The sequence below is a fragment of the Pontibacter indicus genome, assembly GCF_900156345.1.
Lineage (GTDB): Bacteria > Bacteroidota > Bacteroidia > Cytophagales > Hymenobacteraceae > Pontibacter > Pontibacter indicus.
On record NZ_FTPP01000005.1, the window covers coordinates 116,676 to 132,463 of the forward strand.

Below are 15,788 nucleotides of genomic sequence, written 5' to 3' on the forward strand. Positions count from 1 at the left end.
TGAAATTTTAGAAATTTAATTTAACGTTGAAGCCATAAGTCTTAACCGCTGGGTAAGCGCCAGACTGGTAACCACGGCCAGCATTGCCTGAGCTCAAACCTTCTTCAGGGTCAGAGTACTCCATGTTTTTGTGGATGATCCAAAGGTTACGGCCGATCAGCTGCAGGTCAACACCTTTCACAAATCCAAGGTTCCCAACAAGTGACTGTGGCAGGGCATAAGAAAGAGCAACTTCTCTCAGCTTCACGAAGCTACCGTCAAACACATACATGGCGAGTGGAGCACCTTCGTAGTTGTTGGCAGCGTAGCCATAAGGCGTCATGCCGTCACCGTCCTGGTTCTCACCGTAGATGTCGTTCGGAGTACCGTCTTCTTTAACTCCTGGCAGCAGCACACCACCACCTTCGTCAACTGGCAGACGAGAAGGGTTGCCCTTGTCGTTCAGACCTGCTGTGTGAGCATAAAGACCGGTTGCTTCGCCATACCACTGGTCAAGCGAGAACACGTCTCCACCTTTACGAACATCGATCAGGAAGCCCAGTGACAGACCTTTGAATGTTAAGGTGTTGTTGAAACCACCAGTCCAGTCTGGGTTTGGATTGCCAATGATCATGTCTGATCTGTCAGAGGTCAGGTAGTATCCGTTTTCTCCAACTGTTTTCTGACCATTTGTGTACACAAAGTCAGTGCCTCGGATAACACCATAAGGCTGGCCAATGGCAGCGTTAAGCGATACACCACCCTGGAAAGCAGCAAGTGACAGGTTCTGCACGTCTTCGTACAGGCTCAGCACCTTGTTTCTGTTACGGGCGAAGTTGAAGTTCATAGTCCAGGTGAAATCTCCAGTTTGGATAGGCGTAACGAAAGCAGCTACCTCAAAACCTTTGTTTTCTACTTCACCGGCGTTTACGTAACGGCTTGTGTAGCCGGAAGCAGCCGTCTGGCTAACTGGCATGATCTGGTCAACCTGGTTTTCCTTGTACACTGTCAGGTCGAAACCGAACAGGTTGTTGAAGAACTCAGCCTCTATACCTGCTTCCATACTCTTCTTTCTTTCTGGCTTCAGGTTAGCGTTGTTCTTAGTGCTTGGAAGCGAGAAGATCGGAGTGGATCCAAAACCAGTAGGCTTGGTATACACGTCGTAGATACTCAACGGCGGCGCATCGTTACCTACCTCTGCGTAGTTAACTCTCACTTTACCGTGTGATAACCAAGAAGTCTCCAGCAGGTTAGAGAACAGTACGTTCACACCAGCAGCTGGGTAGAAGTAAGCGTTGTCGCCTTCAGGAAGTGTAGTAGACTTATCTTCACGAGCAGAAAGTTCCATGAAGTAAGTGTCTCTGAAACCAAGGTTTACGTTGGCGAAAATACCGTCAACACCTCTGCGTGTTAAAGTTTCAGTTGGAGGGTTTACAGGGCTAACTGAGTTGGAGATAGAGTACAGTCTTGGAACAACCAGACCACCGTTTGTTGCTGTGAAGATAGATTCAGCACGGTCTCTGCGGATGTTACCACCCAACAAACCTGTAAAGCTTAGGTCTTCAGAGAAGTCTTTTTTGAAATTCAACATCAGGTCGAAGTTGGTTTCGTTAAAGTCTCTGTTGTATCTTGAATAGCTGCTCAAACCTGCACTACCAACTGCTACACGCTCTTCCTGCATGTCGGCTGTAGTGTTGAAAGAGGCTCTACCCAATGCGCTCAGCCAATCGGTAATCTTGTAGTTTACAGTTGCATAGCCGTAAATGTTATCTCTGGTGTCGTTTGAGTAGTTTTCGTACTGCGTCCAGTATGGGTTGTCAGAGTAAATAGGGCCTGTGTTAGAGCTGTTCCAGTTCCAGGTAATGTTCTGGCGGTTTCTGAAGTAAGCATCTTTCTGCTCCTCCAGGTCCACGTTGGTCTGCCACCACTGACGGAACTGCTGGTTCGGGTTGTTACCGCTATAACCTGTACCGTATCTACCTACACCTACTGTGCGGGTATAGTTACCAGATGCAGAGACTGTCAATCTTTCAGTGGCCTCGTAAGAAGCGTTGAAGTTGAACATGTCTTTGTCGATGCTGGAGTTAGGCAGGTTACCTTTGATGTCGTTACGAGTGTAACCAAGGTTGAAGGTAGTCTTGTCGCCACCGCCGCTTACTACAACACTCTGGTTGGAGTTAAGGCCTGTGCGGTAGAAAGCAGTTGGGTCGTTTTCAGCAGCTACCCAAGGTCTGGTCTTGCCATAGTTCGGGTGAAGCGGGTCAATGGCATCCCACTGGTATACCTGCAGGTTCGGATCGAATTTAGGACCATAAGAGGCGTCATCCTGGTAACGAACTACTGGTGCTACACCGCTGCCCAGATCACGTGATGCACGGAAGCCTTGGAAATAGCCACCGCCGTACTCTTTCTGGTACTTCACATACGTGCTTTTATCGATGTTGCTCCATGTCACACCGCTGTTTACAGCTACGTTCAGGCTGTTTTTAGCACCTTTTTTGGTTGTGATCATGATTACACCGTTTGCTGCACGAGAACCGTAAAGCGCAGTCGCTGCCGCACCTTTCAGTACGTTCACCGACTCGATGTTATCTGGGTTCAAGTCAGCAGCAGCGTTACCAAAGTCAGCACCACCACGGCCAGTAGCCTGGTTAGAGCCGTTGTTGTTAGCGTTACTTACCGGCACACCGTCAATTACGAACAACGCCTGGTTGTTACCTGTAAGAGAAGAATAACCACGAATGATCACGTTAGTAGAACCGCCCATGGTGTTGTTGGTTCTGATGTCGAGACCAGCCACTTTACCTGACAGGGAGTTTACTACGTTTTCGTTTCTGGCACGTGTGATCAGGTCGCCGCTAACTTCCTGAGCTGAGTAAGCCAGCTCGTTTCTGTTACGCTCGATACCGAGGGCGGTCACCACAACCTCACCCAGCTGGCGGGTATCAGTTCCCATGGCCACGTCCATGCTTGTGTTGGTGCCGATTGGTCGCTCGATGGTCTGATAACCTATGAAGCGAAAAACCAGGGTGTTGCTGCCTTCGGGTACGTTAATAGTATAAGTACCGTCTGCCCCCGTGGCAGTACCCGCCGACGTGCCTTTCACCAAGACTGTAACCCCTGGCAGAGGCTGTTTGGTAGTAGCGTCTGTCACCGTACCGGTGATTGCCCTGACTTGAGCCATGGCCTCTTGAATCAAGGCCGACACAAGCAGCAGGCATAGCATTAGAATTTTTTTCATTGTGCTGTTTGTTTAGGTGAGAATAAAATCAAAATAGTTAAGGTGTTATTTTATAGCTGCGCTGAATAACAGCGTCAATCTGTTTGTTTAGTTCTCGGTATGAGCAAAGGCTCGCTCTGTCTGTTGATCACCTCCTTCTTCTTTCGAAATCCTTCGCTACTGGCATCTGACAACGATCCGCAAAGCGGATATACAAGCTTCCTGCAACAGGTGCTGTCTGTACTGATCTAGGATGCCGGAATCAGCAAAGCTAGGGACAGACACGCGACCCTGAATAGGAAATTATCGTCAACAGGTTACTGTATCGGATGCCGAGAAAGCTGGTTTATATTAATTATTTACCAGAATAAGTATACAGCTGTGCCTTAAGCAGACTAAAGAGCCTGAAAAACAACAGTTGGATAGCTTAGATTGGAGCTATGTTAATTGGTAAATACTTAGAAGGCCGCTAATTTGTCAGAAATTGGTAAGCGGCATTGGGGCAAAAGTAACTCTTGGGGTAGTAGAGATCTTTTCATTATTATTATTTGTTTAAGGTGAGAGATGCCCAATTTTAAAGAATGTTTTTGGCTTTCACAAACAATTATTCATTTTTTGAATCCGACAGTGAATTTTAGCTAGCTTTTTATTGGCTCCTGGATGCTGCAAAGGCGGTTTCTGATTACAGCTGCAAAAACTCCTCTGTATACGGGCATGTATAAGAAAAGATAAATTTATTCAATGCGATAGCAAAAAAATTAAATTTTTAAAAGATAAGGCAAACAGAATCAAGATTTTATCTTTTCGGCCGAAAGGTTTAACCATATAATTATAGCGCTTGTTTTGCTATACCTGACCATAAAAGAAAAATGCCTCCAAAGTTCAGAGGCATTTTCTGCAGAAAACTACTACCAAGTTTATCTTCTATACATTTGATCTGCTGCTACCGCACATCCCAGAACAGTTTGGTGAAACTTTCGTCCCCTCCTATAGCCGAAGCTGCAGCTGCACGGTTGTTCGGGTTCAGCGTCTGCTCGTTTACAGGATAGATCAATCTTGTCGGTACGATCAGGCCGTCTACCGGAGGAAGGAGCGTTGGTGCATCCAGTCTTCTCCAGGTTAGCCACGCCTCATAGCCGCGGTTGAAGAAGGCGATCCAGGCCTGCGTGCCAATCTTCTGTCTCCAGTCGCCGGGAGCGCTGGCGTAGTTAACTGCAGGCTGAGCCAGATAAGCATCCGCCTCTGTTTCTGTCCCTCCCCAGTACAGGATGGATGCCCTGATCGCTGCATTGTAATGCTCAGCTGCAGACCCGGCAATGAATCCTCTTTCTACAGCCTCTGCCAGCAAGAACTCTACCTCGGCATAATCCAGCAACACACCAGGGAAATCAAGTGCCGCCACTTTCTCGCTTACTGTGGAGTTCTCTTCATAATTGTTCGCAAAGCCAACTCTGCCACCTACAAATTGCCCATCGACATCTGTAAAGTACTGCGGCCTCCTGGGGTCATTCAGCGAATTCATCAAGTCGACCAGTGTGCTGGCTGCTATAAAGTCTTCCCTTGCTGAGAGCGGCCCCCTAACGTTATCAGAAATCGGGTTGTTGTTCGGGGTGGCAGCCGTGTATGGGAATAAGGCATTGTCCGCATTGCTTGTGAACACATTCGGCGCAGCTTCTGCTACAAGCGTTCCGGCTTTGGCTGCGTCAACATCGGCTATGACCATGGCTAACCGCAGCTTCAGAGAATTACCGAACTTCACCCACTGTGCCATGTCTCCATTGTAAAGCACATCCCCTTCTTCAAACCCAGATTCTGCCGTGTTGATCATACCAAGCGCCATATCAAGGCGTTCCAGGATATCGTTGAAAATCGCCTGGTCGTCATCGTATACCGGCTGCGTATTGGTCGGATCGAGCGCCTCTGTGTAAGGTACGTCACCAAAGGAAGTTACCAGAACAGACCAGGTGTATACCTCCATGATCTCAATTTGAGCCAATTGGTTGCTTTTGAGCACCGGATCAATCGTCTCATTGGCATTCAACAGCCTTTTGGCTTCTTTCAAATCAGCCAGCACGTCCCGGTAAAGCGCATTCCAGTAGTTTTGAGGAATCAAACGACCCGTCATGTTGTACCGGGGCTCCTCTACATATTGAGTTGTAGCCCAATGCTGCACATACAACCTGATGTTGTTCGTGTTAACGTTCGGAGTGGTCAACACGTCCGTCAAGCCTAGCAAGGCATTGGTAAACAGCGTGGCAGGCGGGACATCGGTTGCCCGCTTCGTGTCTATATTATATTCGTCCAGATCGTCTACGCAGGCTGCCATAAACACCAGCGAGAATAGACATATGATAACTTTCTTCATGTCTTGGTAGTTTAGAAATTAAATCTGACGTTAAATCCGTAGTTCCTGAAAGCAGGGTATGCGCCAGACTGATAGCCTCTGGATGCATTGCCCGAACTCAGGCCCTCTTCCGGATCGGAGTAATCCATGTTCTTGTGGATGATCCACAGGTTGCGTCCGATCAGCTGTATGTCAACCCCTTTTATAAAGCCGAGGTTTTCCATCAGCGACTGCGGCAAAGCGTAGGAAAGGGCAACCTCTCTCAGCTTCACGAAACTGCCGTCGAACACATACATGGCCCTTGGGGCTTCTATACCGCCCGCAGCATACCCAAAAGGCGTGTTGCCGTTGCCGTCTGTATTCTCTGCATAGACGTCGTTCGGGGTTCCGTCTTCTTTCACGCCGGGCAGCAGTACACCACCACCCTCGTCTACCGGAAGACGGGAAGGATTTCCCTTGTCGTTCAACCCGGCAGAATTCGGATACAGACCGGTTGCCTCGCCATACCACTGGTCAAGCGAGAATATATCACCCCCGTGTCGCACATCGACCAGGAAGCCGAGCGACACCCCTTTAAAGGTGAGGGTGTTGTTAACACCACCGGTCCAGTCCGGGTTCGGGTCACCGATAATGTCAGACGCGTTGCCAGAGTTGATGTAGTACCCATCGGAGTTCACGGTCTTCTGACCATTTGTGTACACAAAGTCAGTGCCTCGTATAACACCAAATGGATGGCCAACGGCAGCGTTAAGCGACACACCTCCCTGGAACGTGGCAAGCGGGATGTTCTGAACATCCTGGTACAGGCTCTTAACTTCACTTCGGTTTCGGGCAAAGTTGATGTTAATGTTCCATGAGAAATCACCTGTCTGAACTGGCGTTGCAAAAGCAGCCACCTCAAATCCTTTGTTTTCCACTTCACCGGCATTCACCCACTGCGCTGTGTAGCCCGTGGCACCCGTAGTAGACACGTTGATGATTTGGTCTATTGTGCTGGAGCGGTAATAGGTGAAGTCAAACCCAAACAGGCTATTGAAAAAGTCCGCCTCGATACCGGCCTCAAAGCTCTTGGTTCTCTCAGGCTTCAGGTTCTCGTTGTTTTTGGTATTCGGGATTGAGAAGAGTGGAATGGAGCCCAATCCGGTTGGCTGTGTGTACACATCGAATATACTGAAGGCCGGCGCACTGTTGCCCACCTCAGCATAGTTCACGCGAAGCTTACCACCCGATAGCCACGGCACTTGGAAGAGGTTGGAGAACACCACGTTTCCGGCTATGGAAGGATAAAAGTACGAGTTATCTCCTTCTGGCAGTGTGGTCGATTTATCCTGACGGGCAGAAAGCTCCAGGAAGTAGGTTTCTCTAAAGCCGATGTTCGCATTCGCAAAAATGCCGTCCACACCTACACGCTCAAAGTTTTCAATAGGGGCCGTGATGGGGTTAACTGAGTTTGACAGCGTGTATAGCCTCGGTACTACAAGACCACCGTTGGTAGTGGCTCTGATATCTCTGAGCCGTTCCCGGCGTAGGTTGCCCCCAATCAAACCATTCAGGGTAATGTCTTCCGTAATATTCCTGTTGAAGTTTAAGAAGAGGTCGTAGTTGGTTTCATTGTACTCTCTGTCATATCGCTCAAACTCGCTCACGTCAGCACTTCCTATAGCCACGCGCTCTTCCTGCATGTCTGTGGTTGTATTATAAGTGACTCTACCCATTAAGTTTAACCAGTCTGTAAACTTGTAGGTAGCAGATGCATAACCGTAGAAGTTGTCTCTGGCGTCGTTGGAGTAGTTTTCATACCTGGTCCAGTAGGGGTTGTCAGAGTAGATAGGGCCGGTGTTGGCCGCATTCCAGTTCCAGGTAATGTTCTGGCGGTTTCTGAAATAGGCGTCTTTCTGCTCATCGATATCCACGTTGGTCTGCCACCACTGGCGGAACTGCTGGTTGGGGTTTCGGCCCTGGTAACCTGTGCCATACCTGCCGACACCCACTGTGCGCGAGTAGTTGGCCGAAGCACTTACCGATATCTTTTCGGTCGCCTCAAAAGTTCCCGTAAAGTTAAACAGGTCCTTATCAAGCGTTGCATTTGGCAAGTTGCCTTTGATGTCGTTTCGGGTATAGCCTACATTGAAGGTAGTTTTATCGCCGCCGCCACTCACCATGATACTCTGGTTTGAGTTAACGCCTGTCTCGTAAAAGTCACGAGGGTCATTTGCAGCAGCCACCCAAGGCCTGGTCTTGCCAAAGTTCGGGTGGAACGGGTCAATGGCATCCCACTGGTATACCTGCAGGTTCGGGTCGAACCGCGGACCGTAGGAAGCATCATCCTGGAAACGAACTACCGGAGCAACCCCGCTACCTAAGTCAGCTGATGTGCGGAATCCCTGGAAGTAACCTGCTCCATACTCTTTCTGGTAATCCACATAAGTGCTCCTGTCCATCGTGCTCCAGGTAACACCACTGTTGATCGTAATATTTAGGCTGTTCTTCGCGCCTTTCTTGGTTGTGATCATGATAACGCCGTTTGCGGCACGCGAGCCATAAAGCGCGGTTGCGGCCGCACCTTTCAGCACGTTCACCGACTCAATGTTATCAGGGTTCAAGTCCGCTGCGGCGTTACCAAAGTCAGTTCCCGTTCTGCCGGACTGCTGGTCGGCTGTGTTGGTGTTGGCATTACTTACCGGCACCCCGTCAATTACGAAAAGCGCCTGGTTGTTGCCTGTGATGGACTTGTTGCCGCGAATGATCACGTTTGTGGAACCGCCCATGGTGTTGTTGGAGCGGATATCGAGACCAGCCACCTTACCTGAAAGCGAGTTCACAAAGTCAGCTGGTCGTGTACGCGTAATTTGATCTCCGCTCACCTGTTGGGCTGAGTAAGCCAATTCGTTTTTGTTTCGTTCAATACCCAGTGCTGTCACCACCACCTCGCCCAGTTGCTCTGCGGCTACAGGGAGTGCTACGTTCACAGTAGTGGCATTACCAATGGCACGTTCAGTAGTCTGGTAACCGATAAACCGGAACACCAGGGTAGTGGCGCCGTCCGGCACCGTTATGGAGTAGTTTCCGTCGGCACCTGTGGCGGTACCTACAGATGTTCCCTTCACCAGTACCGCTACCCCTGGTAAAGGCTGATTTGTGGAAGCGTCTGTTACATTGCCCGTAATGGCCCTTCCCTGGGCCAGCACCTGTAGCTGTAATGCAAAGATCAGTAAGAAGCTTATTGCTAGAAGTTTTTTCATCGCTTTCTGGATTTAGTAAAAACCGGAGTATGGCTGGCCTATAGAAGTATAGCCAAGTTACCCAGCGCCAGGATGGCGTCTGTTCAGAAGAAGGTAGATGAGGATCCCGGCAGCGCTGGGCAGCCGTTCAGACGTAAGCGAAAAGTACCGGAGCCAGAGTGGCCACCGTAAAGTGAAGATAATTAAATGATTTACAGCTAATCAGTTCCCTGTGATATACCCTGACAGGAACACACCGCATGCGGCCACTGCATTTATTCCTGCGCCATATGTTATACCTGCAGTGCAGAATATTTGTTATAACAATTTTAATCTAGATTTAATCTTTTTAGCTAAAAAGCAAAAATAAGGAGCTAAATAATACAAAACTAAGCGCAACACGCTTCTTTTTGGGATTTTCCAAAGCCAGCTTAAAGATTAGCTAGTTGAGGTTACTTGATTTGCCACCTTGGAGTCACTCATTATAGACAGGTAAAAGCGCTTTGCCAGACGCTGCAAAGAAAAAGCCCGCTCCTTTGGGGAGCGGGCTCTTCCGTTATACCTAGGCTGATAGCTTAACTCATCAACTGGAAAACGGCAAAGGCAGACACATACGCTAAGCCCGTCATATAAACCAGCTGCGCCAGTGGCCATGTCCAGCTCTTGGTTTCGCGGCGCACGATGGCCAGCGTACTGATGCACTGCATGGCAAAGGCGTAGAAGATCAGGAGCGAGAAGGACCGCGCTGGTGTAAAGAACGGGTTGCCGTCGGCATCCTTCTCCGACATCAGCTTGTCTTTGATTGTAGTCACATTTTCCTCTTCGCCTATACTGTAGATGGTGGAAATGGTACCCACAAACACCTCGCGGGCGGCAAAGGAAGTGAGCAGCGCTATACCTATCTTCCAGTCGTAACCCAGCGGACGGATCGCCGGCTCGATGGCATGGCCAAACTGACCCGCATAGCTCGACTCCAGTTGGTAAGATGAGATTAGGTTATCGGTCTGGGTTTCGTTCAAGCCTTTTACTTCGGCTTCTGCTACAGCGCGCTCCTCAGCCCGCTCAAAGCTATCGCCAGGTCCGTAAGAGGCCAGCACCCACAGGATGATGGAAACCGCCACGATGATCTTACCTGCCTCCAACACGAAGGTTTTGGACTTTTCGAAAATGGTGAGGCCCACGTTTTTCCAGCGCGGCATGCGGTATACCGGAAACTCCATGATGAAGTAGCTGCGTTCGCGTGCTTTGAGTACCACTTTAAGTAGCAGCGCCGAAAGGATGGCCGACACGAAACCCAGCAGGTATAGGCCCATCAGCACGATGCCCTGCAGGTTCATGAAACCAAAGTAATATACCTCCGGCACCACCAGGGCAATCAGTACAGTATAAACAGGAATGCGGGCCGAGCAGCTCATGAGCGGCGTCACAAAGATGGTGATCATGCGGTCCTTCCAGTTCTCAATCGTGCGCGCTGACATCACAGCAGGCACCGCGCAGGCCACGCCCGAAATAAGCGGCACCACGCTTTTGCCGTTCAGTCCGAACTTGCGCATGATCTTGTCCATCATAAAGGTCACGCGGGCCATGTAGCCGGTTTCTTCCAGAATGGCGATAAAAGCAAAGAGGATGGCAATTTGAGGGATAAAGATGAGCACCCCGCCCAGACCGGCAATCACGCCTTCGGTGAGTAGGTTGATCAGTGGCCCGCTGAAGTTCGCCTGAATAAGGCCGTTGAGCGCGGCTATACCTTCGTCGATCAAATCCATGGGGTAACTGGCCCAGGCAAACACCGCCTGGAACACCATGAACAGCAATCCCATGAAGATCAGGTAACCGTATACCCGGTGCGTCAGTATTTGGTCAAGCTTGTTGCTGAACTTCTCTTCTTCCTTGGCTTTCTCGACCCGCACCACGTCCAGCAGCACTTCGTTGATGCGCACGTAGCGGGCAATGGTCTCGTTAGCCTGCTCTGTGCTGGACCGGAAGTCTTGCTTTTCCAACAGCTGCGCCATCCATACCCTGTCGTCTTCCGACAAGAAGCGCAGGTGCTTGTACTGGTGCGCATAGTGCAGGGCCAGGTAATCGTTGTTCAGTTTAAACCGTCCTTTGATCTGGTCCACTACTGGCCTGAGCCTTTCCGGCAACTCAAAGAAAGACGCCTCCGTGGCCGTCAGCTGCTGCGACACCACAATTTTGAGTGCCGCTATACCTACGCCTTTGCGGGCGTTCATCGGGATCACCGGCACGCCCAGGTCGCGCTGCAGCATATCGATGTCGATCTTCACACCCTCGGCCTCGGCTACGTCCATCATGTTGAGGGCCAACACGGCAGGTATGCGCAGGTCCGCCAGCTGTGTGAACAGCAGCAGGTTGCGCTTCAGGTTAGAGGCGTCTGCCGTCACGATCACCAGGTCAGGGCGTTGGTTAGTGGTAGGATCGTAAAGCAGGTCGATGATCACCCGCTCGTCGAGCGACTTGGGGTACAGGCTGTAGCTGCCGGGCAGGTCGATGATCTGTGCCTTGAGCTGTGGCGTCAGTTGGCTGAGACCGGTCTTTTTGTCGACGGTAACGCCCGGGAAGTTGCCCACCTTCTGGTTAAGGCCTGTGAGTTGGTTGAAAAGTGAGGTTTTACCCGAGTTCGGGTTGCCGATCAATGCAATTCTGGCCACCGGCTGATGAACAGTTGCTTTTTTGGCTTCTGGCGCCTCCGCCTCTATCATAATAGCCATGTGGTAATAAATCTACTTCAGCAGAATGGTTTCAGCTTCGTCTAATCGCAGGGAGAGGGTATAGTCGTTCACGATGATGGTAACAGGGTCTCCGAAGGGGGCTTTGCTGTTCAGCTTCACCTCGGCACCAGGTATACAGCCCATTTCCAGTAGCTTAAGCGCCATTTCCGGGTCGTTAAGGCTCGAAATCTCACCGCTCTCTCCGATCTTCAGATCGCGCACACTCTTCTGTTGCTGTGATTTCTGTGTCCTGTTACGCACGTTTTCTCTCCTTTTATTTAGACTGTTTATAAACAACCGCAAGATACAAGCTGTTCCCCGGTATTGCAAAAGAAAGTGCCAATGTGCTAATTGGTTAATGCGTCAATGTGCTGCTGAGTTGATTTGTTGATGGTTGAATTGTTGATTGCTGATTGTTAATTGTTGCCGGTGCACGATTGGGCAGGTCGCAAACCCTTGTCGTCAACTGAAGGATCTTTGTGTCATTTCGACCCTTGGGAGAAATCTGAAATATTGCGAAAATGCTCAAATAACCCAGATCTCCAAATCAGAAAAATCACTCCGAAAAGAAGATGCGCTTGACGCGGGTGCTGACGTTAGTGAGGAGTTCGTAGGGGATGGTGCCGATGCGCTGGGCCAGCTCAACCAGCGTGAGCTGCGGTCCGAACACGGTCACTTCGTCGCCTGTTTTGGCAGGTATACCGGTCACGTCGACCATGCACATGTCCATGCACACGTTGCCGATGATCGGGGCGCGGTGGCCGTTGACGAGCACATGCCCTGCGCCGTTGCTGAAGCGGCGGTCGTAGCCGTCGGCGTAGCCGATGGCGATGGTGGCGATGGTCTTGTCGGTGTCGGCTATACCTTTGCGACTGTAGCCCACGGTTTCGCCCTGCCGGATGTGCTTGATCTGCGAAATGGTTGTTTTGAGCGTACTCACCGGTTGTAGGGCCTCTTGTTCCGAACCGGTCGACTCCACGCCATACAGGCCTATACCTAAGCGCACCATATCCAGCTGATGCTCAGGAAAACGCACGATGCCCGCCGAGTTGAGCACATGCTTGAGCAAGGTATAGCCCAGGCGCTTTTCCACTTCGGCAGCCAGCACCCGGAAGTTCTGTAGCTGCATGCGCGAAAAATCGTCGTGTAGGGCTTCGTCGGCTCCGGCCAGGTGACTGAATGCGCTCACCACCCGCACCTGCGGATGCTGTTTCAGCAAGTTGAACAGTTCGTCAAAGTCCTCTTCTGTAAAACCGAGGCGGTGCATACCCGTGTCGAGCTTCAGGTGAATTTTGTAGCTGATATCAGATTGGGCAGTGACCAGAAAATCGCGGAGCAGCTCCAGGGAATAGATCTCAGGCTCCAGGCTGTACTGGTGCAGTTTGGCCAGGCTGTCCGGCGAGGGATTCATGACCATGATCGGCAGCGTGATACCGTGCTCGCGCAGGCTCACCCCCTCGTCTACGTAAGCCACGGCCAGGTAATCGACCCGGTGAAACTGCAGCAGGTTGGCTACCTCGAAGCTGCCGCTGCCGTAGGCAAAGGCTTTTACCATCACCATCAGCTTGGTATCTGAGGCGAGCTTGGAGCGGTAAAAGTTGAGGTTGTGCACCAGCGCATCCAGGTTCACCTCCAGCACCGTGCCATGCACCTTCTGCTGAAAGGCCTGCACGATCTTTTCGAACCCGAACACCCGTGCGCCCTTTACCAATATCACCTCGTTGCGGAAAGCATCCGGCCTAAACTGCTGCAGAAACTCGGCAGTACTGGCATAAAAGGTCGTATCGCCGCCAAATTTCGCCCCGTGCGCCTGTATGGTGGGTCCGATTCCAATCAGGCGCTCCACCTGGTGGACTTTGGTGAGGGCAGCTACTTCGCTGTAGAGTTTCTCCTCCGGCATACCTGACTCCAGCAGATCGGACAGAATCAGCGTGCGCCGTCCCCGCTTCGGCTGACTGGCCAGCAGGTCCAAGGCGATGGAAAGTCCGGCCAGATCGTTGTTATAAGTGTCGTCGATGAGGTAGCAGCCGTTGATGGCCTCTTTCATTTCGAGGCGCATGGCCACGGGCTGCAGTCGGTCCATACGGTCTTGGATAGCCGTCAGGTCAGTGCCGCGCTGCAACAGCACCGCCAGGCAGTGCAGCGTATTCTCCACGGAGGCCTCGTCTGTAAAAGGTATGGCCAAGCTATGCTGCTCGCCCCGGAAGGTATAGCCCACGATCGTTTTGTGGCCGGAGATGCTGCTGTTGCGAATCTCTACATCTGCCTCTTGCTTGCGTGACCAAGTGAAGGCAGGTATAGCGCTGGCCTGTACTGCTTCGTGTATGAACTCATGATCGAGGCAATAAAAGAGCAGCTCTACCTTGCTGAACAGCTGCAACTTCTCCGCTACCTTTTGCCGCCGGTTGGCAAAGCCTTCGTCGTGGGCGATGCCGATGTTGGTGAGCAGTCCGAACGTGGGCTGTATGATCTGCTGCAGCTTCTGCATCTCGCTAGGCTGTGATATACCTGCCTCAAAAATGCCGAAGGTATGGTTCGCCTCCAACTGCCACACCGAAAGCGGCACCCCGATCTGGGAATTGTAGCTGCGCGGGCTCTTTACGACCAGTTCTTCCGGACTCAACAGTTGCGCCAGCCACTCTTTCACGATGGTTTTGCCATTGCTCCCCGTGATGCCCAGCACAGGTATACGGAACTGCGCCCGGTGCCAGGCCGCCACTGCCTGCAGGGCCTCCAGGCTGCTGCGCACCTGCAGAATGTTCGCCTCCGGGTATAGCTGCGCTACGTCGGCCGCTGCCTCTACCACAAATTGCCGAACGCCCAGCCGGTAAAGCTGCTCCAGGTATACGTGGCCGTCGTTATGGCGCCCCCGGATGGCAAAAAACAGCGTGCCCGCCGGCTGCGAAAGTTTGCGGCTGTCGGTGAGCAGGTGAACCACGGGGCTGTCCTGCAGTTGCTGCACCACGGTGCCGCCTGCAATGGCCTGAAGCTGGTGAAAGCTGAGCATACAATTCGGTTTAAAACTCAAAGATAAGGGTTCAGTCGGAGGGTTGTGAGTGGCAGCCAGGAATTAAGCGAACCGGCAGTTAATGTTAAAACACAGATTTCGGAAACTATATAGCAGCTTTTTCAAAATCAAAACGATACATTTGCGCTCTTTTATTCCTTCTGAAGGAAGATTTTTTCGGAGGAAAAGGAAGCAGCCATACCTCTTCACTTACTGTATGGCTGGTGCGGGCCACTATACCTTGTACTGGTCGAGATATATTTTGAAATGGAAACAACGAACACCAAACCATACTACGCGGCAGGTATAGCAGCCTTCATGATCTGGGGCTTTATTCCCTTCCCGCTCAAGGCGCTGGCAGACTACCCGAGCGGACAGATCTTGTTCTTCCGGGTGGCCTTGTCTGTTACCCTGCTCCTGCTCATCACGCTGGTCTTCCGGCGCAAAAACATGGTGCAAACCATCGCCCAGGTCAAAGCTTCCAAGCCGCGGGAGGCACGCCGCTTTCTGCTCTTCACTTTCTTGGGCGGCACGCTGCTCACCATCAACTGGCTCACGTTCATCTATGTCATCAACCACATCAACATCCAGACGGGCTCTTTCTCGTACCTGCTCTGCCCCATCCTGACGGCTATGCTCGGATTCGCCCTGCTCAAGGAAGAGTTGCGGATGAACCAGTGGGTGGCCATTGGGCTGAGCGCGCTAAGCTGTGTGTTGATCGGGACAGGGGAGCTGACGAGCCTGCTCTTTAGTCTGCTGATTGCGCTGAGCTACGCCTTTTACCTCATCACGCAGCGCCTGCTCAAGGTATACGACAAGATCGTGCTGCTCACGCTGCAACTATTGCTCGCTTTTGTGTTCATCGCCCCGTTTTACAGCCAGCTCAAGGGCAGCTCGGAGGTGGCGCTGGACGGGCATTTCTTTTTGATGACAGGTATACTGAGCGCTGTGTTTACGGTGCTGCCACTATTCCTCAACCTTTACGCCTTGAAAGAGCTCACTTCCGGCACCATCGGCATCCTGATGTACATCAACCCGATCCTCAACTTTGTGGTGGCATTTGTGTATTTCAACGAGGAGACGACAGTAGTAAAAGTGGCGGCCTATGTGCTCATTTTTATCTCAGTGATCATCTACAACATCAACCTGAAAGGTCGTAAGAAGACTGGCGCCGGGCTGGTGATCCCGCCAGTTGGTACCACGGCGGTAGGCAAGTGAGCTATACCTGCCCAAAACAAAGCGGCCATACCTGATTGTTTTCAGGTATGGCCGCTTTGTTTAGAATGCC

The 15,788-nt window shown here is 51.3% G+C and carries 7 protein-coding genes; 1 reads left to right on the top strand and 6 read right to left on the bottom strand.

Annotated features, from left to right (window positions below):
* Window positions 1-7: 7 nt before the first annotated feature.
* The 6 genes from B0B12_RS19445 to B0B12_RS19470 all read right to left on the bottom strand — a co-directional run bounded on the left by B0B12_RS19445 (window position 8) and on the right by B0B12_RS19470 (window position 14,500).
* Window positions 8-3,220, bottom strand: coding sequence for a SusC/RagA family TonB-linked outer membrane protein (locus tag B0B12_RS19445; RefSeq protein ID WP_076672375.1), 3,213 nt, complete (start codon window positions 3,218-3,220; stop codon window positions 8-10).
* A gap of 922 nt (window positions 3,221-4,142) precedes the next feature.
* Window positions 4,143-5,564 (bottom strand): SusD/RagB family nutrient-binding outer membrane lipoprotein, encoded by a 1,422-nt coding sequence (locus tag B0B12_RS19450; protein ID WP_076672376.1) that lies wholly within the window; start codon window positions 5,562-5,564, stop codon window positions 4,143-4,145.
* Window positions 5,565-5,575: 11 nt separating this feature from the next.
* The gene (locus B0B12_RS19455; RefSeq protein WP_076672377.1) at window positions 5,576-8,785 is read right to left on the bottom strand and encodes a SusC/RagA family TonB-linked outer membrane protein; all 3,210 of its coding nucleotides are present in this window, start codon (window positions 8,783-8,785) and stop codon (window positions 5,576-5,578) included.
* A gap of 554 nt (window positions 8,786-9,339) precedes the next feature.
* Complete coding sequence (gene feoB, locus B0B12_RS19460) at window positions 9,340-11,493, bottom strand: ferrous iron transport protein B (protein WP_076672378.1); 2,154 nt, start codon at window positions 11,491-11,493, stop codon at window positions 9,340-9,342.
* A gap of 12 nt (window positions 11,494-11,505) precedes the next feature.
* Window positions 11,506-11,754 carry a FeoA family protein gene (locus tag B0B12_RS19465; RefSeq protein ID WP_076672379.1) on the bottom strand — a complete coding sequence of 83 codons (249 nt, stop codon included), beginning with the start codon at window positions 11,752-11,754 and terminating at the stop codon, window positions 11,506-11,508.
* A gap of 295 nt (window positions 11,755-12,049) precedes the next feature.
* Complete coding sequence (locus B0B12_RS19470; RefSeq protein WP_076672380.1) at window positions 12,050-14,500, bottom strand: bifunctional UDP-N-acetylmuramoyl-tripeptide:D-alanyl-D-alanine ligase/alanine racemase; 2,451 nt, start codon at window positions 14,498-14,500, stop codon at window positions 12,050-12,052.
* A gap of 267 nt (window positions 14,501-14,767) precedes the next feature.
* Here B0B12_RS19470 and B0B12_RS19475 point away from each other — a divergent pair, with 267 nt between their 5' ends.
* Entirely contained in the window at window positions 14,768-15,718 is a 951-nt protein-coding gene (locus B0B12_RS19475; protein ID WP_076672381.1) for an EamA family transporter, read from the top strand.
* The last annotated feature ends 70 nt before the right edge of the window (window positions 15,719-15,788 follow it).